The organism is Klebsiella sp. LY, from assembly GCF_004010915.1.
Lineage (GTDB): Bacteria > Pseudomonadota > Gammaproteobacteria > Enterobacterales > Enterobacteriaceae > Klebsiella > Klebsiella quasipneumoniae.
Genome location: NZ_CP022444.1, coordinates 2,900,811 through 2,925,193 on the forward strand (window position 1 = coordinate 2,900,811; position 24,383 = coordinate 2,925,193).

General features: G+C 52.1%; 24 protein-coding genes and 1 pseudogene. 9 read left to right on the forward strand and 16 right to left on the reverse strand.

Annotated elements, in window-relative coordinates; genetic code table 11:
• Nucleotides 1–100 precede the first annotated feature (100 nt).
• Nucleotides 101–1,537: an aspartate ammonia-lyase gene (aspA, locus tag CE636_RS17055; RefSeq protein ID WP_002885424.1), complete on the reverse strand. Its 1,437-nt coding sequence runs from the start codon at nt 1,535–1,537 to the stop codon at nt 101–103.
• Between the two features lie 337 nt (nt 1,538–1,874).
• Here aspA and CE636_RS17065 point away from each other — a divergent pair, with 337 nt between their 5' ends.
• On the forward strand, nt 1,875–2,351 hold the full coding sequence (locus CE636_RS17065) for an FxsA family protein (protein WP_004206407.1): 477 nt from the start codon (nt 1,875–1,877) through the stop codon (nt 2,349–2,351).
• A gap of 50 nt (nt 2,352–2,401) precedes the next feature.
• Here CE636_RS17065 and yjeH read toward each other — a convergent pair whose 3' ends face one another.
• On the reverse strand, nt 2,402–3,652 hold the full coding sequence (yjeH, locus tag CE636_RS17070; RefSeq protein WP_004206408.1) for an L-methionine/branched-chain amino acid transporter: 1,251 nt from the start codon (nt 3,650–3,652) through the stop codon (nt 2,402–2,404).
• Between the two features lie 233 nt (nt 3,653–3,885).
• Between yjeH and CE636_RS17075 the strand changes: the two genes are divergently transcribed.
• The 3 genes from CE636_RS17075 (at nt 3,886) to CE636_RS17085 (ending at nt 6,475) form a co-directional block, all read left to right on the forward strand.
• Nucleotides 3,886–4,179 carry a co-chaperone GroES gene (locus CE636_RS17075; RefSeq protein WP_004152420.1) on the forward strand — a complete coding sequence of 98 codons (294 nt, stop codon included), beginning with the start codon at nt 3,886–3,888 and terminating at the stop codon, nt 4,177–4,179.
• A 37-nt stretch (nt 4,180–4,216) separates the two neighbouring features.
• Nucleotides 4,217–5,863, forward strand: a complete 1,647-nt coding sequence (groL, locus tag CE636_RS17080) for a chaperonin GroEL (RefSeq protein WP_002885441.1) — start codon at nt 4,217–4,219, stop codon at nt 5,861–5,863.
• Between the two features lie 258 nt (nt 5,864–6,121).
• Nucleotides 6,122–6,475 (forward strand): DUF4156 domain-containing protein, encoded by a 354-nt coding sequence (locus CE636_RS17085; RefSeq protein WP_004206410.1) that lies wholly within the window; start codon nt 6,122–6,124, stop codon nt 6,473–6,475.
• A 54-nt stretch (nt 6,476–6,529) separates the two neighbouring features.
• Here the strand turns inward: CE636_RS17085 and yjeJ are convergent, their stop codons facing one another.
• From yjeJ to CE636_RS17125, 8 genes and pseudogenes are all read right to left on the reverse strand, one after another.
• A complete protein-coding gene (gene yjeJ, locus CE636_RS17090) occupies nt 6,530–7,393 on the reverse strand; it encodes a YjeJ family protein (RefSeq protein WP_017900071.1) in 864 nt (287 codons plus the stop codon).
• A 13-nt stretch (nt 7,394–7,406) separates the two neighbouring features.
• Entirely contained in the window at nt 7,407–9,530 is a 2,124-nt protein-coding gene (locus CE636_RS17095; RefSeq protein WP_017900070.1) for a peptidase domain-containing ABC transporter, read from the reverse strand.
• Complete coding sequence (locus tag CE636_RS17100) at nt 9,523–10,812, reverse strand: HlyD family secretion protein (protein ID WP_017900069.1); 1,290 nt, start codon at nt 10,810–10,812, stop codon at nt 9,523–9,525. The genes CE636_RS17095 and CE636_RS17100 overlap by 8 nt, the downstream gene beginning before the upstream one ends.
• Nucleotides 10,813–10,914: 102 nt before the next feature.
• Nucleotides 10,915–11,280 (reverse strand): hypothetical protein, encoded by a 366-nt coding sequence (locus tag CE636_RS17105; protein ID WP_017900068.1) that lies wholly within the window; start codon nt 11,278–11,280, stop codon nt 10,915–10,917.
• Nucleotides 11,281–11,592: 312 nt separating this feature from the next.
• Nucleotides 11,593–12,627 (reverse strand): fimbrial protein, encoded by a 1,035-nt coding sequence (locus tag CE636_RS17110; RefSeq protein ID WP_017900067.1) that lies wholly within the window; start codon nt 12,625–12,627, stop codon nt 11,593–11,595.
• A gap of 22 nt (nt 12,628–12,649) precedes the next feature.
• Nucleotides 12,650–15,183: pseudogene (locus CE636_RS17115) on the reverse strand (fimbria/pilus outer membrane usher protein).
• A gap of 35 nt (nt 15,184–15,218) precedes the next feature.
• Nucleotides 15,219–15,905, reverse strand: a complete 687-nt coding sequence (locus CE636_RS17120) for a molecular chaperone (protein ID WP_017900934.1) — start codon at nt 15,903–15,905, stop codon at nt 15,219–15,221.
• Nucleotides 15,906–15,964: 59 nt separating this feature from the next.
• Nucleotides 15,965–16,525: a fimbrial protein gene (locus tag CE636_RS17125; protein WP_017900933.1), complete on the reverse strand. Its 561-nt coding sequence runs from the start codon at nt 16,523–16,525 to the stop codon at nt 15,965–15,967.
• Between the two features lie 476 nt (nt 16,526–17,001).
• On the opposite strand from CE636_RS17125, the gene CE636_RS17130 reads away from it, so the two are divergent.
• Nucleotides 17,002–17,646: a winged helix-turn-helix domain-containing protein gene (locus CE636_RS17130; protein ID WP_025999312.1), complete on the forward strand. Its 645-nt coding sequence runs from the start codon at nt 17,002–17,004 to the stop codon at nt 17,644–17,646.
• Nucleotides 17,647–17,775: 129 nt separating this feature from the next.
• On the opposite strand, the gene epmB is transcribed toward CE636_RS17130, so the two are convergent.
• Entirely contained in the window at nt 17,776–18,804 is a 1,029-nt protein-coding gene (epmB, locus tag CE636_RS17135) for an EF-P beta-lysylation protein EpmB (protein WP_004206420.1), read from the reverse strand.
• 41 nt (nt 18,805–18,845) lie between these two features.
• On the opposite strand from epmB, the gene efp reads away from it, so the two are divergent.
• From efp to sugE, 4 genes are all read left to right on the forward strand, one after another.
• Entirely contained in the window at nt 18,846–19,412 is a 567-nt protein-coding gene (gene efp / locus CE636_RS17140; RefSeq protein ID WP_004206421.1) for an elongation factor P, read from the forward strand.
• Nucleotides 19,413–19,485: 73 nt separating this feature from the next.
• The gene (locus CE636_RS17145; protein WP_004206422.1) at nt 19,486–19,617 is read left to right on the forward strand and encodes an entericidin A/B family lipoprotein; all 132 of its coding nucleotides are present in this window, start codon (nt 19,486–19,488) and stop codon (nt 19,615–19,617) included.
• Nucleotides 19,618–19,774: 157 nt separating this feature from the next.
• Nucleotides 19,775–19,921, forward strand: a complete 147-nt coding sequence (gene ecnB, locus CE636_RS17150; protein WP_004206423.1) for a lipoprotein toxin entericidin B — start codon at nt 19,775–19,777, stop codon at nt 19,919–19,921.
• 143 nt (nt 19,922–20,064) lie between these two features.
• The gene (gene sugE / locus CE636_RS17155) at nt 20,065–20,382 is read left to right on the forward strand and encodes a quaternary ammonium compound efflux SMR transporter SugE (protein WP_004206425.1); all 318 of its coding nucleotides are present in this window, start codon (nt 20,065–20,067) and stop codon (nt 20,380–20,382) included.
• On the opposite strand, the gene CE636_RS17160 is transcribed toward sugE, so the two are convergent.
• The 5 genes from CE636_RS17160 to frdA form a co-directional block, all read right to left on the reverse strand.
• Nucleotides 20,379–20,912, reverse strand: coding sequence for a lipocalin family protein (locus CE636_RS17160; protein WP_004206426.1), 534 nt, complete (start codon nt 20,910–20,912; stop codon nt 20,379–20,381). The two genes, sugE and CE636_RS17160, sit on opposite strands and share 4 nt — an antisense overlap.
• A 113-nt stretch (nt 20,913–21,025) precedes the next feature.
• Nucleotides 21,026–21,385 (reverse strand): fumarate reductase subunit FrdD, encoded by a 360-nt coding sequence (frdD, locus tag CE636_RS17165; protein WP_002885526.1) that lies wholly within the window; start codon nt 21,383–21,385, stop codon nt 21,026–21,028.
• A 10-nt stretch (nt 21,386–21,395) separates the two neighbouring features.
• The gene (frdC, locus tag CE636_RS17170; RefSeq protein WP_002885530.1) at nt 21,396–21,791 is read right to left on the reverse strand and encodes a fumarate reductase subunit FrdC; all 396 of its coding nucleotides are present in this window, start codon (nt 21,789–21,791) and stop codon (nt 21,396–21,398) included.
• A 10-nt stretch (nt 21,792–21,801) separates the two neighbouring features.
• Entirely contained in the window at nt 21,802–22,536 is a 735-nt protein-coding gene (gene frdB, locus CE636_RS17175) for a fumarate reductase iron-sulfur protein (RefSeq protein ID WP_004177729.1), read from the reverse strand.
• Nucleotides 22,529–24,319: a fumarate reductase (quinol) flavoprotein subunit gene (frdA, locus tag CE636_RS17180; RefSeq protein ID WP_017900930.1), complete on the reverse strand. Its 1,791-nt coding sequence runs from the start codon at nt 24,317–24,319 to the stop codon at nt 22,529–22,531. The genes frdB and frdA overlap by 8 nt, the downstream gene beginning before the upstream one ends.
• Nucleotides 24,320–24,383 lie beyond the last annotated feature (64 nt).

A 24,383-nucleotide genomic window follows, 5' to 3' on the forward strand; every position in this document is an offset into this window, starting at 1 on the left:
TTTTTTAACAAGTTGATATTGGATTGTTGTATTTTAGTAAAACTAAAAAGCAAAAAGGCATGTCATCGCTGACATGCCTTTGAATGACTATCCGGAAAGATTACTGTTCGCTTTCATCGGTATAACGCTTCGCTTTATAAGCAGGATGCATCAGGTTTTGCGCGGAGAAAATGTCATCCAGCTCCGCCGCCGTCAGCAGCCCACGCTCCAGCACCACTTCCCGCACGCTCTTCCCGGTTTCGGCGCAGATCTTGCCGACGATATCGCCATTGTGGTGGCCGATAAACGGGTTGAGGTAAGTAACGATACCGATGGAGTTATAGACGTAACCTTCGCACACCGCTTTGTTGGCGGTAATGCCGTTGACGCATTTCTCCAGCAGGTTGTAGCAGGCGTTGGTCAGAATATGGATAGATTCGAACATCGCCTGGCCGATCACTGGCTCCATTACGTTCAGCTGCAGCTGCCCGGCTTCGGAGGCCATGGTTACTGTGGTGTCGTTGCCGATCACTTTAAAGCAGACCTGGTTGACCACCTCCGGCACCACAGGGTTAACCTTCGCCGGCATAATAGAAGAACCAGCCTGCAGCTCAGGCAGGTTGATTTCGTTGAGGCCCGCGCGCGGTCCGGAAGAGAGCAGGCGCAGGTCGTTACAGATCTTGGACAGTTTCACCGCCAGGCGTTTCAGCGAGCTGTGGACCATGACGTACGCCCCGCAGTCCGAGGTGGCTTCAATCAAGTCTTCCGCCGGAACGACCGGGAGGTTGCTCACTTCCGCCAGCTTCTGTACCGCCAGCTGTTGATAACCGTCCGGGGTGTTGAGACGTGTGCCGATGGCGGTTGCGCCAAGGTTCACCTCCAGCAGCAGCTCCGCGGTGCGCAGAATGCTTTTGGTCTCTTCATTGAGCAGCACATTGAAGGCATGGAACTCCTGGCCGAGGGTCATCGGCACCGCGTCCTGCAGCTGAGTGCGGCCCATCTTGAGGATGTCCTGGAATTCTACGGCTTTCGCCTGGAAACCTTCGCCCAGTTGCTTAATCGCATCGATTAGTTTGAGGATGGAGGCATACACCGCGATGCGGAACCCGGTCGGGTAGGCATCGTTGGTGGACTGACATTTGTTAACGTGATCGTTTGGGTTCAGATACTGGTATTCACCTTTCTGGTGACCCATCAGCTCGAGGCCGATGTTCGCCAGGACTTCGTTGGTGTTCATGTTTACGGAAGTGCCGGCCCCGCCCTGGAAGACATCGACCGGGAACTGGTCCATGCATTTGCCGTTATTCAGGACTTCGTCACAGGCGGCGATAATCGCATTTGCCGCGCTTTTGGGAATGGTCTGCAGCTCCTTGTTTGCCAGCGCCGCGGCTTTCTTCACCATTACCATGCCGCGCACGAATTCTGGTATGTCGCTGATTTTGCTGTTGCTAATGTAGAAGTTTTCAATCGCTCGCAGAGTATGAACGCCGTAGTAAGCGTCCGCGGGAACTTCCCTGGTGCCCAACAGATCTTCTTCGATACGAATGTTGTTTAACATGTGAACCTTCTTTTCAAGCTGCCAATGAATTCACCAAATACACAGAATATCCAGTATTCAGTATATTTTCTGGCCGACGATTATTTCCTTAACCGGCCCGGTGCCCAAGATCATATGCTGATGATAGCGAATATCAGTAAGCTTGATCACTTATTACATCGCGGGTGTGAGAAGATTTATTAATCTGTGAAATGGGTCACCGCTTTCCTATTCCTGGAAAAAATAAGCATTTCCGCTGATTGAAAAGCCGCTCAGCATCCCCATCTTAGTGGGATGCAATCAGCAAATTGATAACTACGGGGGCCGAACTCGGTGCCTGTCGATGAAGGAGACGCCGGTGCGTTGGATTCCGTTTATTGCCTTTTTTCTTTACGTGTACATTGAGATATCGATCTTTATCCAGGTCGCGCACGTGCTGGGCGTCTTTATGACGCTGATCCTGGTGATCTTTAGCTCGGTGGTGGGGATGTCGCTGGTGCGTAACCAGGGCTTCAAAAACTTCCTGCTGATGCAGCAGAAGATGGCCGCGGGCGAGAGCCCGGCGGCGGAGATGATCAAAAGCGTCTCGCTCATTATCGCTGGCCTGCTGCTGTTGATCCCGGGGTTCTTTACCGATTTCCTCGGCCTGCTGCTGCTTTTGCCCCCGGTGCAGAAGCACCTGACGATGAAGCTGATGCCGCATTTGCGCTTCAGCCGGATGCCGGGCGGCGGCTTCAGCGCCGGGACTGGCGGTGGAGAGACCTTCGAAGGGGAATTCCAGCGCAAGGACGAACAGCGCGACCGTCTGGACCATAAGGACGATCGCCGCGATTAACTTTTATCGGCCCGGTCAGCAGACGCGACCGGGCCGCTTTCTTATTGCGCCTATACGCTGCCTGTCGCCAGCTTGCGTCTCGGTAAAAACAACCACAGCGCCGCCAGCATCACCAGCGCGTACAAACTCTTCCAGCCGACCATCGCCAGCAGCAGCAGACAGAGAATGCTGCCCACCGCCGCCAGCAGCCGATAGCGCCCGCGCAGCAAACGACAGCCCGCCAGCATGCACAGCAGATAGATCATGATGAAAATGCCGTTGGCATAGACGATCAGCGCGTCCAGATTGATATCGAGAAAATAGATACACAAGGTGCTGACCACGCAGGAGCCCAGCACGGCGTTGAGGGCGTTGCGCGGGATCTGCCGCGGCGACAGCCTCGCGAGGTAGCTCTGCGGCTTATGCTGCGCCTGCGACCAGACCAGGCGGGCGAAGCTCTGAATATAGATGTTAAGGCTGGCGAAACAGGCGAGATAGCCGATGACGCAGGCCACCCACAGCGCTTCGACGCCGAACAGGCGGACCACGATATTCGGTAAAGACGCGGCCGCCGCCATCTCCTCGCCAAACGCGTGGAAGTGCAACACCAGCACGGTACAGGCCCAGTAGACCGAGCCGGCAAGCAGCAGGCCTATCATCAGCGCGCGGGGAAAATCGCGCTCGGGATGTTTAAACTCCGAGGCGAGATGGGCAAAGGCTTCCAGCCCGACAAAGCACCAGAACATCACCGACAGCGCGGAGAAGAGCTGGCCGCGGTCGATCGCCGCCGGGGCGGGGAAGGGGATTTGCGCCGGGCTTATTCCGCCGCGCCACCAGACGGCGACGATCAGCGCGACAATCAGCACGGCAACCAGGGTCTGCAGGTTGGCGCTGGAGCTGGCGCCGCGTGAACCGACCCACCAGACGATGGCCAGGGTACCTAGCTCCGCCAGCAACAGCTGCGCATCATGCCAGCCGAACAGCGCCTGGCCGAAGCCAGTGGCGATGTGCAGCGCGGCGGGGAGCCCGACCGGGATAACCGATAAAAATAACCAGCCGGTGACGCTAGCCAGACGTGGGCCAAAGGCCATATCGACAAAGTGGGCCACGCCGCCCGCGCTGGGGAAATGGCGGCCCAGCAGGGCGAAGACGATGGCAATCGGAAAAACAAGGAGGATGAGCAACGGCCATGCCCACAGGCTGTTATCGCCAGCGACCAGCGCCGCAAGCGCCGGGACGGCGAAAACGCCAGTGCCCAGCAGTGAGGTGGAAAGCAACCCGACTCCCTGTCCCAGCCCTAACTCCTGTTTTAAACCACTCATGATTCCATCCTGCGCCAGTAAAAAGAAAGAGAGTATCACAATCGCTTTTCCTTATGACCGGTTGCCCGGTGACGCCGCTTTTTGCGTGCCAGCGCAAAGGTAAAAATTTTTTTTTAATTTTGCCCTTGAAGCCGGAAATGGCCATCCCCATCTCTCTCTGCACTAGCCGGTAAACCGCGTTCGGCCCGGCGTCACCCATAACTGATAATGACTTTCTCGAAGGAGAGCTATCAATGAGTATTCGTCCGTTACATGATCGTGTGATCGTCAAACGTAAAGAAGTTGAAACCAAATCTGCGGGCGGCATCGTTCTGACCGGTTCTGCAGCAGCTAAGTCAACGCGTGGCGAAATCATCGCTGTCGGTAAAGGCCGCATCCTGGAAAACGGGACCGTGCAGCCGCTGGACGTTAAAGTTGGTGACATCGTGATTTTCAACGATGGCTACGGCGTGAAGACTGAAAAGATCGACAACGAAGAAGTACTGATCATGTCCGAAAGCGACATCCTGGCAATTGTTGAAGCTTAATTCGCACGACCCTGAACGAATTTGAGGAATATAAGAAATGGCAGCAAAAGACGTAAAATTCGGTAACGACGCTCGTGTAAAAATGCTGCGCGGCGTAAACGTACTGGCAGATGCAGTTAAAGTGACCCTGGGCCCGAAAGGCCGTAACGTGGTTCTGGACAAATCCTTCGGCGCGCCGACCATCACCAAAGATGGCGTTTCCGTTGCTCGTGAAATCGAACTGGAAGACAAGTTTGAAAACATGGGCGCGCAGATGGTGAAAGAAGTTGCCTCTAAAGCGAACGACGCGGCAGGCGACGGTACCACCACCGCAACCGTGCTGGCGCAGGCCATTGTGAACGAAGGCCTGAAAGCTGTTGCTGCAGGCATGAACCCGATGGATCTGAAACGCGGTATCGATAAAGCGGTACTGGCTGCAGTAGAAGAGCTGAAAGCGCTGTCTGTTCCGTGCTCTGACTCCAAAGCTATCGCTCAGGTAGGTACCATCTCCGCTAACTCTGACGAAACCGTAGGTAAACTGATCGCGGAAGCGATGGACAAAGTCGGTAAAGAAGGCGTGATCACCGTTGAAGACGGTACTGGCCTGGAAGACGAACTGGACGTGGTTGAAGGTATGCAGTTCGACCGTGGCTACCTGTCCCCGTACTTCATCAACAAGCCGGACACCGGCGCCGTTGAGCTGGAAAGCCCGTTCATCCTGCTGGCTGACAAAAAAATCTCCAACATCCGCGAAATGCTGCCGGTTCTGGAAGCTGTAGCGAAAGCGGGCAAACCGCTGGTTATCATCGCTGAAGACGTTGAAGGCGAAGCGCTGGCGACCCTGGTGGTTAACACCATGCGCGGCATCGTTAAAGTGGCTGCGGTGAAAGCGCCGGGCTTCGGCGACCGTCGTAAAGCCATGCTGCAGGATATCGCTACTCTGACCGGAGGTACCGTTATCTCTGAAGAGATCGGTATGGAGCTGGAAAAAGCAACTCTGGAAGACCTGGGCCAGGCGAAACGCGTGGTTATCAATAAAGACACCACCACCATCATCGATGGCGTTGGCGAAGAGTCCGCAATCCAGGGCCGTGTTGCTCAGATCCGTAAGCAGATCGAAGAAGCAACCTCCGACTATGACCGTGAAAAACTGCAGGAACGTGTCGCTAAACTGGCTGGCGGCGTGGCAGTAATCAAAGTCGGTGCAGCTACCGAAGTTGAAATGAAAGAGAAAAAAGCACGCGTCGACGACGCCCTGCACGCAACCCGTGCTGCGGTTGAAGAAGGCGTGGTGGCTGGCGGCGGCGTAGCGCTGGTTCGCGTTGCTGCGAAACTCGCTGGCCTGACCGGTCAGAACGAAGATCAGAACGTCGGTATCAAAGTTGCGCTGCGCGCAATGGAAGCGCCGCTGCGTCAGATCGTGTCCAACGCCGGTGAAGAGCCGTCTGTTGTGGCGAACAACGTGAAAGCAGGCGACGGTAACTACGGTTACAACGCGGCAACTGAAGAATACGGCAACATGATCGACTTCGGTATCCTGGACCCAACCAAAGTAACCCGTTCTGCACTGCAGTACGCGGCTTCCGTGGCTGGCCTGATGATCACCACCGAGTGCATGGTGACCGACCTGCCGAAAGGCGACGCGCCTGATTTAGGTGCTGCTGGCGGCATGGGCGGCATGGGCGGTATGGGCGGCATGATGTAATCGTGCGCTATACAGCATAAAAAAGCAGAAACCCCTGGCCAGCAATGGCTGGGGGTTTTTCTTTTGGTGCGCTTTTTAGTATAAGGCTTATACATAAAATCATTTAAGCTGTATCAGAGCGGCAAGCACCTTCGTATCGGAAGCGACTGACAAGCGCGACCGGGTAAGGAATGAAAGCGGCTCATGCCGACGCAGTTTGAAGGATGACAGGTTTACATCCGGGCCAGTGCGTCCAGCTCATCGATCATGGGGAATAACATGCAGGTAAAATATTTAGCAGGGATTGCCGGCGCAGCCTTACTGTTAGCAGGTTGCAGTTCCAGCAATGAATTAACCTCTGCCGGCCAGAATGTGCGTTTTGTACAGGAGAAGCCGGGCGCAGAGTGTCAGCTGTTAGGGACCGCGACGGGTAAACAGAGTAACTGGCTCTCCGGCCAGAATGGCGATGAGGGTGGCTCCATGCGCGGTGCGGCTAACGCCCTGCGTAACCAGGCGGCAGCCATGGGCGGCAACGTGATTTATGGCGTCAGCAGCCCGACGCAAAATCTGTTGTCGAGCTTTGTGCCCACCGACAGCGAGATGAACGGCCAGGTATATAAGTGCCCGAACTGATGCGCGATGCCTCTCTCTGCGAGCGTAGAGAGAGGCGTGACCGGTAGAAGAGGGTCAGGCGTTAAGCTCCGCTTTCTTCTCCAGATAGAAGGCATGCAGGGGACGCAGACACTCTTCCAGGCTGAGCATTCTTCCTGGCTGGGAAGGAATAATGGTACTGAAGATTTGGCATGGCGCCAGCGCCGTGTGCATCGCCTTAAGCTTGGGGCTTTTCTCAATAAGGCGTACTACCACGCTGTTTTCCATTTCAGATAAATGTGGCGCACTGGTTTTTACCACCGCTCCGGAGACAATTTTCTTGCCTTCGTCCGTCTCGCAGCAATAGAGCACGCCCAGATAATGGGAAAACAGGTTTAGCTTCCATTCTTCCTGGGGATACTGCTGGTAATCAATATTGGGCTGGGTGGTTAAGTCCACGGTGTAGCACATCAAAAAATCAAAACTTGAAGTTAAATACCGCATAAGCTCTTGATCATCAATAGTTTTTAACGCTTGCTGAATGCCTGTAAGTAATGCCTCTACCTGCCGGTCTTCAATGCATAATGTGCAAATTTGCTCATTCTGCAGAACCAGAATGAGGGCCGATTCAGTTTCGCCTGGTTTAAGAGTAATCGACATAATACGCCGCTCAGGATTCGGCTGCTGAATCTCCGCCATCTCTACGGCAGGGATGTTAGCGATCAGCGATTCATTATAAGCGATAAGCTCTTCTTTATAGGTTTCCCCCTGTTCGTGTAATCGCTTATACGTCACAAGCAGACGATTTTGAAGTATGAGAAGAAGATCGAGTAGTATGGGCGCTTGCAGATAATATTGCTGACAGAGCCCATTTTGCTGCTTTATTTTTAATAACAGCGCCAGAAATCGATCTTCAAAGGTAATACCTGCAGTATTAAATCCAATAAATGTTCCTTGCATCATTTTTTCCTTTTTAAGCAGGCGCCAAGGTTTTAGACTGCGACAGGTCGATAACGCGATCGGCGGAGGCAATCGTGGATGGCCGGTGGGCAACAATAATCCGGGTAATGCTTAACGCTGAGATTGACTGATTGATAACAGATTCATTCTGTAAGTCGAGGTGGCTGGTGGCCTCATCCATAAACAGAATGCTTGGTTTACGATACAGCGCTCGGGCAATTAGAATACGTTGTTTTTGTCCGCCGGAGATCCCCAGGCCTAGTTCGCCGACGATGGTTTCATAACCCATCGGCATCTTTATAATCTCGTCATGGATGTTGCAGCGTTTGGCACACTCCATGACAAAATCAATATCGGCGTTATCTTCAAAGCCGCTGATATTGTCGATAAGCGACCCGGAGAAAAGGCGATCCTCCTGCAGTACGCAGGCGGTGCCAAGTCGATAATTATTGAGACCAATTTTAGTGATATCAAGATTATCGGCTAAAACATCGCCACTGGTTGGTGAAAGCAAACCGCACATTACTTTTAACAGCGTGGTTTTACCAACGCCTGAAGGACCGATCAGGGCCACGGATTCACCAGGCTCAACCGTAATATTTAAATTTGAGAAGATTGGCTGAGAAAACGGATCATATTGATAACAGAGGTTTTTGACCTCCAGTCTGGCGCCTGAATCAGGGGAAAATACTTCCCGCGCGGGGAGCTCTTTTTCCGGCTCACTAAAAACAATCTCTGACAGACGTTCGTTATGTAAAGAGAGCATTCGCAGCTGCATACACAAATCGACCAGGCTGGAGGCGCGCTGTGAGAATTGACCACGGTAGGCATTAAATGCCATAAACATACCGAGGGTCATATTATTATCAATAACCATGATGGCGCCCAACCAGAGGACTGCGACCTGATCGATAGTGGTAATAAAGGTGTTCACTCCTCCAAACATCATATCGAAACGGGTTTGTTTAATACCGGCGTTGCAGGCTTCAATATTAATATTGAGCCAGTGCTGGGAGCGCCGCTCTTTGAGATTTAGCGCTTTGATGGTCGAGATACCGTACAGAGACTCCATAAAGTGCGAGCTGGACCGCGCCCCCTTAATAACCTGCTCTTCCGCCACGCGACGATAGAAATGATAAGTTGCCAGACGCATAATCGCATAGCATAGGGTAAAGCCAACGACCACCCATGTTAGCCAGCCTCCGTACAGCGTCAGCATGATCAGCAGGCCAATAGTCATGATCGAGTCAATAATGCCGCTGACGATGCTGTTAGTAAACGTTGAGCGAATGGTATCCAGGGAGGAGAAACGTGACTGAATATCCCCAAGATGACGCTTTTCGAAAAACGATAGCGGCAGGCTGGTCATATGATCGAAAAGGGTGGTTTTCCACTGAATATTTGTTAGCGTATTCAGCGTCAATGAGGTCCAGGCACGCAGCATACTGATGAAAGTGCGAAACAGCGTAAAAAAGACCAGACCGATACAGATGACTGATAGCAGACTTTGGTCGTGCGCCATAATTACATGGTCGGTAACCAACTGGGTACCTATCGGCAGCAGTAAACCAATCGCTTCAACGACCACTGAGAAGGCAAAAATTTTCAGTAGCGCTGACTTTAATCCGACAATATTACGCATCAAATCCAACAGGCGTAGGCGGGACTTAGCTTTTTCCTGCTGAAAGTTTTGATCGGGCCAGAGTTCCAGGGCGATACCGGTAAAATAATTGGACATCTCCTGATTACCAATGATGCGCTTGCCTAGCGCTGGGTCGTGCACCACAAAGCTGGATTTACGTACTTTGGTCAATACCACATAGTGGTTCATCCCCCAGTGCAGGACACAGGGGAGTTTAAGCTGGCGGATCTCATCCAGATCCAACGACAGCGCCCGGCTTTTTAAACCAGCATGTTCCGCCGTTTTGCTCAAGGACATCAGCGTGACGCCCTGCGAAGGACTGCCAAAGCGCTGACGGAAATTAAACAGATCGATATCAAGGCCATAGTGGCCGCAAACCATGGCCAGACAGGCGATCCCACACTCAGCGGCTTCCGACTGTAATATAACAGGCGTTTTCTTCAGGAGAGAAAAGTTAATTTTTGCGATGATCTTTTCAAAAAGTTCGTTAGTCATTGATCGGGCCGCTCACGCTTTGAGTAATCTTATAAACTGGGGTAAACATCCACATATAGAGAGGGCGTTCTTCAAGGAATACAACGGCCTGAGCTTTGAGCCCATTAGACAAACTTAACTTTTTACCGTCATATTCGAACTGTTTATCTTTAATTTTGACAATTGCTTTGTATAGCGCCAGTTCTTGCTGTTGGTTGACAGCGTTATTGACGTTTGTGTATTCAGACATTTCTTGTCGTGATGCAGGCATAGAAGATATGGATACTATCTCGCCTGGGAATTGACCAAACTTATCTGAGGGAAATGCATCATAGCGAATATTGATGGTATCCCCCGTTCTTAAATAGGGTATCGTATTGTTTGGTAACCATAGGACGAGATAATATTCAACATTACCGGTCGGCTTGATCTGGGCCAGACTACTGCCATTATCAACCGTCTGCCCTTGTGTAGCTGAAAGCGACTCAATTCTGCCATCACTGGTAGACTTGACAATAATATTACCGTTAGCATTGGATTCGACCAGCTGGTTTTTATAATCATTGGATTGGTTATACTGACTGGAAATTTGGTTGTCAAAATCAGCCGCTTTAGTGATTCGATCACTATTAAGTTGAGTGATTTGCGATTCCAGTTGCATTTTTTGGCTAACCAATGATTGGTAGGCACTCTGCTGCTGGAAATACAAAGAGTGCTGATAATTATATTGGTCTTTCGTTATCAGGCCATTGTTAAGATATTTATCATAACTGGAAAGATTATCGTGCATTTTTTTCAGGCCAGCCTGAGTATTGACCAGCATACGGTTGGTCTCTTTCAGGGAGTCGGTGGTGGTTTTTAACTGCGCATTTAGCGCGCTTAATGTCTGATTTTTATTATCTTCCAGCTTTTTGATGATATTATCAGAGTTGGCAATCTTTTCATTGATGACTTCTATTTGTGCTGCGCTGACATTACCACTGGTGGTGCTGCGGGAAACATCAATTTCGTAGAGTGGTTGGTTTTTTTTAACTACATCACCGATTTTGACGAATTGCTTAACAATAAATCCTTGTTGAGGCGCAAACACGTTAATAGAGTGAGGAAGGGTAATGACTTCACCCTTTACATCAACTCGTTGGGTGAATTTGCAGAAAATCAATGCGCAAACAAGCGCAGTGAGAAATAGTGCCGATAACGAAAGAACTAACCAGGAAGGTAAGCCAGCGAGTAATAACGCTTTCCCTTTCCAGTGATGCCTTTTGTAATCGACCGCTTCCTTGCGATAGAGGTTTTTTGACATGTGTACCGCTTTTTATTTTAAAAAAGGTCTGAATAATCAGACCTTTGTTAACATTTCGAATATGAACAGATTAACTATAAATCAATTACTTCGGGAGACCTATTAAGCCCAAGGTGTGAAGGTACCGTTATTCCAACCTTCCAGCAATCCCGTGGTCAGTTCCACAGTTTTGTCCCACCCTAGCATGGCGGCGGTAATCGCACCACCGATCGCACCCGCTAACAGTCCCCAAACCCCCCCGACCATCATACCGAGAGTACCAAAACCTAAGGAACCACCGCCATTGCCGCCATGGGCGCCACCAATGACGGACCCTGTCATAGCATAAACGGCGCCACCTAATAAAGCGCTGAGAGTGAGCTCAGCTCCATTTGATACAATTGAGGTGAGTGCAGAACCGAGAGATGAAAAATCCCAAGAGTAGCCACCCGAGATTTCTTCCATTTCAAAAACGGTTAGTTGTTTCATTACTATTATTCCCTTAAATTTAAATAAATATTAGATGTTAAATGTTCCGGGAGAACTAATCGCCCGGTGCAAAAATATAGGGGAATGTTTTACGAGGTTCAATACAATAATCATGAATTGTATGTGAAACATTTGATTTAGAATCCATTTCATATTGTTTCATGTGTTTTTTTCTCAAAAAATAAAGTGGCAAGATCATGTAGGGTTTCCTTGGGGGTTCTTTGGGGGGCATAAAGCTGTTTTTGTTTTTTTTGTTGGGCTCGGTTTGAACTTTTCATGGGGAGTTAATCATCCCCATGAAATGAGAGTGAATTAATCTTCCTGAATCACAACCTCCATCATCCCTTTAACTAGACCCATTGTTACATCGCTGCTGCTATCACTTTGTCGATAATAATCAGCGGTCAGATTAATGGTTTTATTGAGGTCGTTAGTGGTGTTTATTTTATAATTATAACTGTCAGTGTCATAGAAAACTACAGGACTGTTCGACAGCTTGAATATAATTCCAACTTTGTTAGCAGCGTCACTACCGGTAAGCATATTGTCCACGATTCCATCCCCCGAGGCGCTTATCCCACCTACTGGATTAAACCAGTAGGTGACGGTATTACCTACAGAATCATTCGGGCAACTAATATCCATTGCAATGGTTTTCTGCGCTGGCGTTGTTGCACCGCGAGCCAGTGACATGAGTTGTCCTTTGTCGATACGATTCAGTGTCACCTGCGACCGTGGCGTAGTGATGTTACAAGATGTAGTACGATAATTGATGTTTTTAATTTCAATAGAAATTGCTTCGTATAAGAGCCTGTCGTTTGCGATCGGGTTGCTTTTTAAATTTCCTGCCGAAAAAGAAACAGAAGGGTTTGAGCTAGACTTAGTGCTGGTATCAATTATGGTCTTAGTTTTGATTAGCCATACAGTGATAAATTGATAGCTATACACTGATGAATTTGTCATCGGCACCAGGGTTGAACCTGCCTCGGCAGGGACCAGAGAACCATTTTTACTTCGTAAAATGTCGGAGACCTGAAACCCAATACCATCAATCCCCGTTTCATATACGGTACCGCCCTGAATACCGGTGACGCCTGAAACAGCGGCGGCCCCGATATCAATAATATATTGGTCATCGGTATTTTTATCACAAATAAATGTTTTATACGCGCCAGTACCAAACTTACGGCTATACAATACCGTGCCCACCGGAATGGAAGTATCCGTTGGGATTTTGACATTGTTCAGCGTTAAGGTTTGGCGTTTGGTACTACCGCCGTATGTACATTTCGCCGCAGCTTCGCCACCAATCATTAATAATGTTATTAGAATAATTATTCTTTTCATCAATATATTCCCCTATGGATGCCTAACGGCAAACCGTTTCGATTTGACTGATGCCAGACGCTTTGCCTTCCCTGGCCGGTAAAGTAAAGGAAGCATTGCATTGCTGCGCCGCGCTTTTGCCCCACTGGACGTTAAGGATCCCGGTCTGTTGCAGGCCGGACATATAGACCATACCGGCGTCGCTGACGATGCCTGGCTGCGACTTGCTGTCGCCGGCGAGCAGGACCATCGCGCCATAAGGCACGTCCTGGCCGCTGGCCGTTTTCAGATGGACAAATGCACGCTGGCCGATATTACCGGCATAATTGGCCCGCACGATGGCGCCGCGCGTCGGAACGACGCTTTGCGTGGTTTCCGGCAGCTCCATATCTTCGCCAAGCGTGGTGCTGTCCAGCGTAATATCAGTACGACGGTAAGGCGTAACGTATGGGACGATGGCGTAGCCACGATAGTCAGTGGAAATGGTGTTGTCGTTAGCGAGTCTGACGTTATCCAGTCCTGGCGCTTTAACCAGTACGGCGGCGTCGGTGATGTCCTGACCTAGTGTGATGCCATCAGCATGGGAAAGGATGCTGCCGTTGGCTCCGTAGTCAATGCGTTCGCTATCGCGATCGTAACTGTAGCCGGCATTGACGCTACCGCGGGAACCGTTATAGGTCGCGCGCATATCGCCACTGTAGTATTCCCGGTTGCTATACCCTTGCTGCAGGCTCCACTCCAGGCTGTCGTTCTCAAGCGCGTTACCACCGATGGAAACGGACTGATCGGTAGACCCCGGATTGCTGTTGGTTAACTGATAGCTGGTATAAGTGCCCGGTAGCCAGTTGCTCAGCGGCACGGTTACGGTCAAAGTGATGCGCTGATCGTCCTGGGCGTCTTTTCCGGAGTTATCCCCACTCCAGGTATAGCGGTTATAGCTATAACCCAGGTAATAGTTCACATTGCGGAAGCCGCCGTTGTACCCCACGCTGATCGACTTGTTGGTGCGCTTATCGTCCCAGTAATCTTCAATCAATCCGCTTATCGAAAGGCTACCAAGACCTTTACCCAGGCTTTGGTTCAGCGTCAGGTTGGTCCGGTTGCGTAGCGAGCGAGGAGTGTAGTTGCCATCATTGGAATAGCTATCCAACACTTCAGAGAGCGTATTAAATCCGCGGGTGGAATAGCGGTAGCCAGCGATAGTCACGTTAGTACCGGTTTCGATAATATTTTTCCCGTAACGGACACGCCATGACTGTCCTGAGGTCTTTTCGTCGTCTTTCATTTTTGACCAGGCCTGGGTGACGTCTGCCGAGGCGGCGCCAAGCTCGCCGAGGTTATAGCCGAGGCCTGTTGACAGGGCCTGATAGCGCGATGCGGCCTGCACCCCGCCATAAAGCGTCAGGCTGCTTGAGACACCGTAGGTCGCGGTAGCTTGCGTAAAGGGCGTTTCATCGACCCCGCCGTCGTAAGGACGATATTTACCAGACGTAATTTCATATTCCAGCTGATCTTCACGGACCATCACCGGCAGCGTAGCGAACGGTACGACGAACTCCTGCTTAGAACCGTCGGACTCTTCCACGGTGACGTAAAGGTCGCCGCTACCGCCGCTCGGGTACATATCGGTGATTTCAAACGCGCCAGGCGCCACGTAGGTCTGGTATACCTGGTAGCCGTTTTGTTTAATGAAGACACGGGCGTTGGTTTTGGCGATACCACGGATAATCGGCGCATAGCCGCGCATACTTTCCGGCAACATTGATGTATCGGTGGCCAGTTGAATACCGGTAAACGGTACACTGTCAAAGATGCCTGAGAGTGACGAGCTCTCACCCATCACCAGGTTACTGTTGATGGGACGAATGCTGCGCTGCATGTAGAGATAGGCTGAGTCCCAATCACCCGCATCGCCGTTGTTTTTATTCCAGGTGCTGAGGTTACGGATACGCCATGGGCCAACGTTGAGGCCAGACTGCAGGTTCAGGCTGTAGTATTCGTCATTGGCCTGCATGTCGTTTGAGCCGCTGAACTGATAGTTCACCAGCAGGGCGTTGATGCCGTCATCAAACTGATCCGGTGGAATATATCCCTGCGCGGTGGTAGATAGTGCCGGGATATATTCAAGCGCTGGACGGTAAAGTCGAAATCCGCTTTGGTATCCGGGATGACTGAAAGATTGGCGCAGCCGTTTTTATCCTCGAGCAGTTCGGGAAAGGCTTTAACCCGTACGCCATACTCTGCCAATGTTTTCAGGCTCAAACAGGGCACCAGGGCGGGCTCTCGATTATTCCCAGTGGCACGGCTATTCGCAACAAACTTCATTGTCCTGGTATCCAGATAGCGACCATTAAACATGATATCTACCCGATAATCCCCTGGCGCCTGTGCGTTCTGCGTCTGGAAAATAGATAAGTCGGGAGTGGTTGATGGATCGCTACCATTCAATGAGCTAATGAATGAGGGATCGAAAAAGTCACGTGCTTGCGCTTTATTATTCAAACCAGAAAGCAATGCCGGAAGCATTGCGAGGAAGACCGCGGATAGTTTGAATAATCCATTATTCTTATTTGGCATAGACACATCCCTATAATGATAAAATAAAATTCTTATTACAGCGATGAGGAATAGAGCGATCCTGCTCCGCCATAATCATTAACTACTTTCCAGTTGACGCTGGAGGCATTAATATTTTCTTTTAATGTCACTTCTTTGGTCGTCATTGGAGCGACCGAGTTGACTTCCGGCTTCACTTCTTTGCTACCAATCTGAACACTATGGAAATAGAAGAAAAACGGTGTCGGATTTTTAATCGTCAGTTTTGTGCCTGATTTCCGCCATTCGAGTTTTTTGGCTTCAATGTTTGGAGAAAGGTCGAAAAGTGCTTTTGGACGATAGACCAGACGCATGCGGTGGCGGACCGCCAGTTGAATAGTATTGGCGTTGGCTTTCTCATCGTCCGCCGGCGGGATGGCCATCACGTTAAAATAGTATATGGATTCCCGGTCGTTCGGGGCATTGACGTTTCCGGTAGAAAATAGACGCACGGTATTCTGCTGCTTACCCTCAAGGCGGAATAACGGAGGTGTAGCCATAAAAGAGGGCGTTTTCCCTGCCTGCGCTTCAACCCAGGATTTAATCAGATAAGGGATGTCATCTTTATTTTCGATTTGCGCGGTGATTTCACGCGCACCTTCTTTATAGAGGTAGCGGGTGGACTCAATCACAATACCAGCATGGGCAATACTACTGAGGAGTAATGCACAGGATGCGGTGATATTTAATAAGTTCCTGAACATGGTTTTTCTCTGAATGCGAAAAAGGGCCCGCCGTGAAGCGGAGCCCCTTCGGGGAAAAATTAGAGGGTATAATCGATAGTAAAGGTCGCAACACCTTTAACCGGACCTTCGGTAACCGGAGTCGCGGAGTTCACTTTCACATAACCAGTGGTGTACTTCAGCTGAGTGCCGCCAGCTGCAGTGTAGCTTTCGGTCATGAGGTCAGAACCGTCGAAACCTACGCGGTGTGCATCACGTACGCGCTGGATACCGATACCAATGCCGGTAGCGCCGCCAGGTGCGGTGTTGTCCAGGATGTTAGCGTTGCTGGAGGCACCGGTCACATTGACGGTTACAGCAGTAACCGGAGTGGCGCTACCCTGTACGCAGTCTTTCACGTCAAAACCGAAGTCCTGAGTTTTAAACAGAGCACCAGCCGCTTCAGCATTCGCTTCGGTAGTGGTCACGGTCATCAGCTGAACGATACCGTTGTTCAGGGTACCCGTCGGAGTCACGACGCAAGAGTTAGCTGCATCAGAGACTTCACCCAGTACAGTTACCTGAGCGGTGTTGGTTGCCATTACCTGAGCACTCAGAACTGCAGAAGCAGCGACCATTACAGCTACGATTGTCTTTTTCATTTAATTAATCCATATATAGATACTTAGTCCTGTGTAGAATCGATAACAGTTATCATGGGAATGGAATATGCATTCCTATTGATATTGAAAATAAGCGCCAGCATTCCTTATATAGTGCTGAAACCTACCCTCCTGTGAACGACGCTACAATATCACTTGCCATAGCGAACCATGGAGAAGCGGGGGTAATTTAAAAGTCTGGTGCAAAAAATGCTTGTGAATTCTTGATGAAGCACACGTGAATTTAATAATGACCTTTTCTAATGAGATATTGAGTTAGGTTGAGATAAATTTAATCTGAAAATGTGGCTTTTAAACAAGATAACTATCGCTTGTCATTTTTTATGCGGTATCCTCAAAGCTGAAGTTCAATGTGAACTGACCCCGCTTCTGTCTGAAGCGATAATGTTCACGCCATGGTTTGGCTGGGATTATTTATTTTTGTTATGGATAATAGGGTTGCGTGGGGCAAGGATATGGATGATATTGCATTATTTAATGGCTGTATAATTAATCAGGAAATTATATTTAATGCCAATATGAATGAGCTGCGACCGCTTGCCGGGAATGGGGAGAGCATCAGCCTCAATGCGCCTACCTCCAGATGCTTGCTGCTGCTATTGCAGAATTGCGGCAAAGTGATTTCTCGGGATGAATTTCTGGCGGCTGTATGGGAAACACGGGGTGTGGTAGTTTCGCAAAATACATTTTATCAAAATATCTCTTTGTTGAGAAAATCGCTGCTCAAAGCCGGACTATCTGAGGATATCATTATCACCGTCAGACAAAAAGGCTTTAGCGTCGCCCCGGATACTTTAGTTATCCCGCTCTCGGATGAAGAGTGCGAGAATATGAATCGGGAAAGATTAACGCATTTTCACAGTAGTAAAACTGCTGATGTCATTTTCAATGATACGGGGAAAATTGACCATAAATTAAGTCTTCCACTAACAGTGAATTTAGCAATCCAGGAGAATGATAGGCGGGAAAATAGCGTGAAGGTGGCAGAGAAACTATCGGAACGATTACATATAACCTTTAAAGTTCCCACCTGGTTAATCGCGCTGATTGTCGTGATGATAGTTATCAATGTTATCGTACTGATCGTGTTACATCGATAATACGCCGCCGCTGGGGTTTATATCGAGAAGGTAACGGTAAAGTGGATTGCCGAGTATGTTAGTCCCAACCTGGCTGTGTATTCATATTAAGATGTCTGCCAGCACGACCTGGCAGACAAGGGAGGGGAGCTAACGCTGCTTCAGTCCTAAATCCAGCGGCGTCTTGCTGGGTTCGCCGCCGATCTCTCGCGCCAGCTTCGGCACCATATAGCCGGAGATGAGGGTCAACAGTTCACGCATGATTTCACGGGCTTCATCATCGCTGACCATAAAGTGTGCCGCCCCTTGTACCCGGTCCAGCACGTGCAGGTAGTAGGGCATTACCCCGGCATTGAACAGCGCATTGCTGAGATCGGCCAGGGTTTGCGCGTTATCGTTCACCCCGCGCAGCAGCACGCTCTGGTTAAGCAGCGTGACGCCCGCCTGACGCAGCATGGCCATCGCCGCGCGAAACTCGCCGTCAATTTCATTAGCGTGGTTGACGTGGTTAACCAGGATCACCTGCAGCGACGAACGGTGGAAGCGGCTGGCCAGCATCTCGGTGATGCGCGCCGGGATCACGATCGGCAAGCGGCTGTGAATACGCAGACGCTTAACGTGCGGAATGGCTTCCAGCTGGGTCATTAGCCAGTCAAGCTCATGGTCCTTCGCCATCAACGGGTCGCCGCCGGAGAAGATGATTTCATCAAGCTGCGGATGCTCAGCGATATAGTTCATTGCCGTCTGCCAGTTGCGCCTGGTGCCCTGATTTTCGGCATAAGGAAAGTGGCGGCGGAAGCAGTAACGGCAATTGACCGCGCAACCGCCTTTCACCAACAGCAGGGCCCGGTTGCGATATTTGTGCAACAGGCCGGGCACGACGCTGTGCTGTTCTTCCAGCGGATCGGTGGAGTAGCCGGGGGCGACGATAAACTCCTCTTCGGCGGTAAGTACCTGACGAAGCAGCGGATCGTCAGGGTTGCCTTTCTCCATTCGGGCAATAAACGCGCGCGGGACTCGCAGCGGGAACAGGCGTCTGGCCTCATGTCCGGCCAGCAGTTTTTCATCAGCGTCTACATTTAAAAGACGCAGCAGTTCATCAGGACTGGTCACAACATTGGCAAGTTGCGTTATCCAATCTTCTCTGGATGGGGTATTTAGGGTTACAATATGCGCCATTTTGTGGCTTAGCTACCAGTTAAACAATTTCAGAGGGCCTTATGGCGACTTACTATAGCAACGATTTTCGTGCTGGTCTTAAAATCATGTTAGATGGCGAACCTTATGCGGTAGAAGCCAGCGAATTCGTTAAACCAGGTAAAGGTCAGGCGTTTGCGCGCGTTAAGCTGCGCCGTCTGCTGACCGGCACCCGCGTTGAGAAAACCTTCAAATCTACTGATTCTGCAGAAGGCGCGGACGTTGTCGATATGAACCTGACTTACCTGTATAACGACGGTGAGTTCTGGCACTTCATGAACAACGAAACCTTCGAACAGCTGTCTGCTGACGCGAAAGCGATCGGTGACAATGCCAAATGGCTGCTGGATCAGGCTGAGTGCATCGTGACCCTGTGGAACGGCCAGCCGATCGCGGTCACCCCGCCGAACTTCGTTGAGCTGGAAATCGTTGAAACCGACCCAGGTCTGAAAGGCGACACCGCGGGTACCGGTGGTAAACCAGCGACCCTGTCTACTGGCGCTGTGGTTAAAGTGCCGCTGTTCGTCCAGATTGGCGAAGTGATCAAAGTGGATACTCGCTCTGGCGAATACGTATCCCGCGTGAAGTAATTTCACGTCATGATGACTGGCGCAGCCTCTGTGCTGCGCCGCTCTTTCTGTACTGGCACGACGAGCACGACACATGAAGCGCAGCGTAAAACTCCTGGCGTTACTGTTTCTGAGCAGCGCACTGCTGTCTGGCTGCAATACCGCCCGCGGTTTCGGTGAAGATATTCAGGGCCTGGGCCACGCCATCTCTCGCGCTGTAAGCTGACTTCCTTCCGTTTCGCCTGCCGCGCTCGCCTTCCGGTGCGCCTGCTTCCTTCACGAATACTCCTTTTCTCTTAAAAAACGCAAAGATCCCTTCATCTGTGGACGGTTTGTCTATGCTTATAGGGCATGAAAACAAAACTGACACTAAGGATGACATTATGGTGAAAAAAACGATTGCAGCGTTCTTTACGGTTTTGGTCCTCTCTTCAGCACTGACCGCTTGTAACACCACGCGCGGTGTGGGTCAGGATATTTCAGAGGGCGGCAGCGCAATCTCTGGCGCAGCAACCAAAGCTCAGCAATAACAGCCTTCGACGGTACGGTTTTGCGCCGTACCGTTCTTCACTTCCCCCATTCTGTTGGATATACTCACTACGACTTTTCATCCACCTTACGGGACGACCCGTAAGCGTTTCTCATCCGGGGACGGCCCCAGCAAAGGAGCCTTATGTCCTGGATAGTCTTATTTATCGCTGGCCTGCTGGAAGTGGTGTGGGCCGTCGGCCTGAAATATACCCATGGCTTTAGCCGCCTGGTTCCCAGCGTCATCACCATCGTCGCGATGGTCGTCAGCATGGCGCTGCTTTCATGGGCGATGAAAACCCTGCCGGTGGGTACCGCTTACGCCGTCTGGACGGGGATCGGCGCCGTGGGCGCCGCTGTGACCGGTATCGTACTGTTAGGTGAATCCGCCAGCGCTATGCGTATCGCCAGTCTTGTCTGCATCGTGGTCGGCATCATTGGCCTGAAGATCAGCGCGCACTAGTTGTAGCGCTGATTGACCCAGACCAGTTTGCTGATATCAAAACCCTGCCGGGTGGCAATATCCAGCATCTGCTGCCTGACTTCCGGGGCGATGGTGGGGGCTCGCGCCAGTAGCCAGAGATAGTCGCGGTCGGGGCCGCAGACCAGCGCGTACCGATACTCCTTATCCAGCGCAATGACGTTATAGCTGCCATAGAAGGGGCCGAAGAAGGAGATCTTCAGCGCGGCGCGGCTGGGTTCGCCGGTAAAATACGCCACCCCGTCCGTTTTCTGCCACATGCCGCGGTCGGGGTTATAGCCTTTATTGACCACGTCCAGACCGCCGTCATCGCGCGGCTGCCAGGCGATCGTGACCTTTTCCAGCCCGCTTTCAAAAGGATGGTCGAAGCGGGCGATTTCGTACCAGGTACCCAGATAGCGCTGAACGTCGAAGGGGGTGACCACGGTGACGCCTGGCGGCGGGGCAGGGGTGCTGCAGGCGACAGACAGGAACGAGACGGCGACCGCGGTGATTATCGGCAGGATACGCATGGTATGCTCCTTGCTGGCTTTTAAGCTAAGTGTAGAGTCCGGCAGGGCAAAGGCGGCAAGATTTTTCTATGAAGCGAGCCCGGTAGCAGAATTGCTGCCGGGCTCTTGCAGGATCAGATAAACAGTACGCCAACCAGAGTAATGACGCTGAGGATCGCCGCCAGACCGTAGAAGACCCATTTGCCGTTTGGCACATGGATTTTCAGGTCGTGCATGGCGTGGTGAATACGATGCAGCCCACACCACAGCGGCAGGACAATCATCAGAAAGATGAACGCGCGGCCGATAAAGCTTTGGGCAAAGGCCAGCACGCGCTCATAGCTGAAGGCGTCGGCGGGGGCGAGCCCCAGCGGCAGCAAAATGCCCACCAGCAGCACCATCACCGGCGCGACAATCGCGCCCCACATGCCGCCAGCGCCAAACAGCCCCCAGAAAACGGGTTCATCGGAACGTTTCGGATTGGGATTAATCATCTCAGCCTCCTTACCAGAACAGGGCGACAAACAGGATCACCACGGTGACCACCGCCGTCACCACCCAGAGACCTTTAATCACCGGCTCTGGCCCCATTTTTTCGCCTTTGATGATGACGTTGGCGGCTTTCGGCGCCAGCTCGAACCAGGTTTTGGTGTGCAGCAGCGCCGCCGCCAGGGTGATCAGATTGAGGATCACCACCACTGGATTTTGCAGGAATCCGATATATCCCGCCCAGCTTTCGGCGCCGTGCTTGAGGGCAAACAGCCCGTAAATCAGCACAATGCTAAACCAGACCGTCGGTACCGCCGTGCCTTCCCGCACCATGTAGAAGCGATAAAACGGCAGCTTTTTCCACCAGGTGGAGGTCATCGGCCGCACGTAGGGTTTGCGTTTCGTCGTCATAATGCACTCCTTAGCGTGGTTTCAGGGTGGCGATAAGAAAGTCTTTCGAACTTTCCACCTTGCCCTGCTGGATCGCGGCCGCCGGGTCGACGTGCTTCGGACACACTTCCGAGCAGTAGCCCACGAAAGTACAGGTCCAGACGCCGTTCTGGCCGTTAAGCTGCGCCATGCGTTCCTTTTTGCCGTGGTCGCGGCTGTCTTCGTTATAGCGGTGGGCGAGGGTGATCGCCGCCGGGCCGATAAACTCCGGATTCAGGCCGAACTGCGGACAGGCGGCATAGCACAGTCCGCAGTTGATACAGCCGGAGAACTGATGGTATTTGGCCATCTGGGCCGGCGTCTGCTTGTTTGGTCCCTGGTCCGGGGTGCGGTTATTGCCGATGATGTACGGCTTAATGGCCTCCAGACTTTCGATAAAGTGGGTCATATCCACCACCAGATCGCGCTCGATCGGGAAGTTGGCCAGCGCTTCAACCTTGATGCCTTTGGTGTAATCCCGCAGGAAGGTTTTACAGGCCAGCTTCGGTACCTTATTGACCATCATGCCGCAGGAGCCGCAGATTGCCATTCGGCAGGACCAGCGGTAGCTCAGGTCGGGCGCCAGGTTGTCTTTAATGTAGCCCAGCGCGTCCAACAGCGAGGTCTGTTCATCATAAGGCACGTCATAGAACGCGCTGTGCGGTGCAGTGTCGACCTCCGGGTTGTAACGCACCACTTCGACTTTCAGGTTTTTCATCTCAGCCATGGGTGGTCTCCTTCTTCTCAGCCGCTTCCGCCTCAGCGCCATAAACACGTTTCGCCGGCGGCAGCGTGGTGATCTTCACATCGCCATATTCCAGGCGGGTGGTGCCATCAGCCTCGCGGAAGGCGAGCGTATGTTTGAGGAAGTTGACGTCGTCGCGTTCGGTACAGCCTTCATCCAGACGCTGGTGCGCACCGCGCGATTCTTTACGGGCGATGGCCGAGTGCGCCATACATTCGGCAACGTTTAAACCGTGTCCCAGCTCAATGGTGTAAAGCAGATCGGTGTTGAATACGCTGGAGTTGTCGGTAATGCGCACGCGCTTAAAGCGCTCCTGCAGCTCAGCCAGCTTGTCGATAGTTTTCTGCATCAGCTCTGGCGTCCGGTAGATGCCGCAGCCTTCCTCCATCGAGAGCCCCATTTCGTCGCGGATTTTCGCCCAGTTTTCGTTACCCTCCTGGTTGACGAGATCTTTCAGACGACGCTCCACATCGGCAGCTTGCGCATCGAGGGCGGAGCCGTTCATTTCGCCCGCTTGTGCGGCGCGCCGCATGGCCTGTTCCCCGGCCAGGCGGCCGAAGACCACCAGCTCGGCCAGCGAGTTGGAGCCCAGGCGGTTGGCGCCGTGCAGACCAACGGACGAGCATTCGCCCACGGCAAACAGCCCTTTGATGCGGGTTTCGCACTGTTGATCGGTTTCGATGCCGCCCATGGTGTAGTGCGCGGTCGGGCGTACCGGAATCGGTTCTTTCACCGGGTCGACGCCGACGTAGGCTTTCGCCAGCTCACAGATAAACGGCAGGCGCTCCAGCAGCTTTTTCTCGCCGAGGTGGCGCAGATCGAGGTAGACCACGTCGCCGCGCGGCGTGGGAATGGTGTTCCCTTTCCGCCACTCGTGCCAGAAGGCCTGGGACACTTTGTCGCGCGGGCCCAGCTCCATATATTTGTTCTTCGGTTCGCCGAGCGGGGTTTCCGGGCCCATGCCGTAATCCTGCAGATAGCGATAGCCGTTTTTGTTGACCAGAATCCCGCCTTCACCGCGGCAGCCTTCGGTCATCAGGATCCCGGAACCCGGCAGACCGGTCGGGTGATACTGAACGAACTCCATATCGCGCAGCGGCACGCCGTGGCCCAGCGCCATACCCATCCCGTCACCGGTAACGATGCCGCCGTTGGTGTTGTAGCGATAGACGCGTCCGGCGCCGCCGGTGGCCAGCACCACCGCGTTGGCGCGGATCTGCACCAGCGTGCCTTCCATCATATTCATCGCCACCAGGCCGCGGGCCTGGCCGTCATCGACCAGCAGATCAAGGACGAAATGTTCATCAAAGCGTTGAATTTGGGGAAACTGAAGGGAGGTCTGGAAGAGGGTATGCAGCATGTGGAAGCCGGTTTTATCGGCGGCAAACCAGGTACGTTCGATCTTCATGCCACCGAAGCGCCGGACGTTAACGCTGCCGTCAGGGCGGCGGCTCCACGGGCATCCCCACTGTTCCAGTTGGGTCATTTCCGTCGGGCAGTGGTGAACGAAATAGTCGACGACATCCTGCTCGCACAGCCAGTCGCCTCCGGCGACGGTGTCGTGAAAATGGTACTCAAAGCTATCGTGATCCTGGGCAACGGCTGCGGACCCCCCTTCTGCAGCGACCGTATGGCTGCGCATCGGATAGACTTTAGAAATCAGGGCGATTTTGGCATTGGGGTTGGCCTGGGCGGCGGCGATAGCGGCGCGAAGGCCTGCCCCGCCGGCGCCAATTACGGCGAGATCGGCTTGAAAAGTGTGCACGACATTCCTCCAGTTTTAGTGTATTTCGCCGCCGGGCTGGCGAAAAAGTATCACTGCTCCTTTA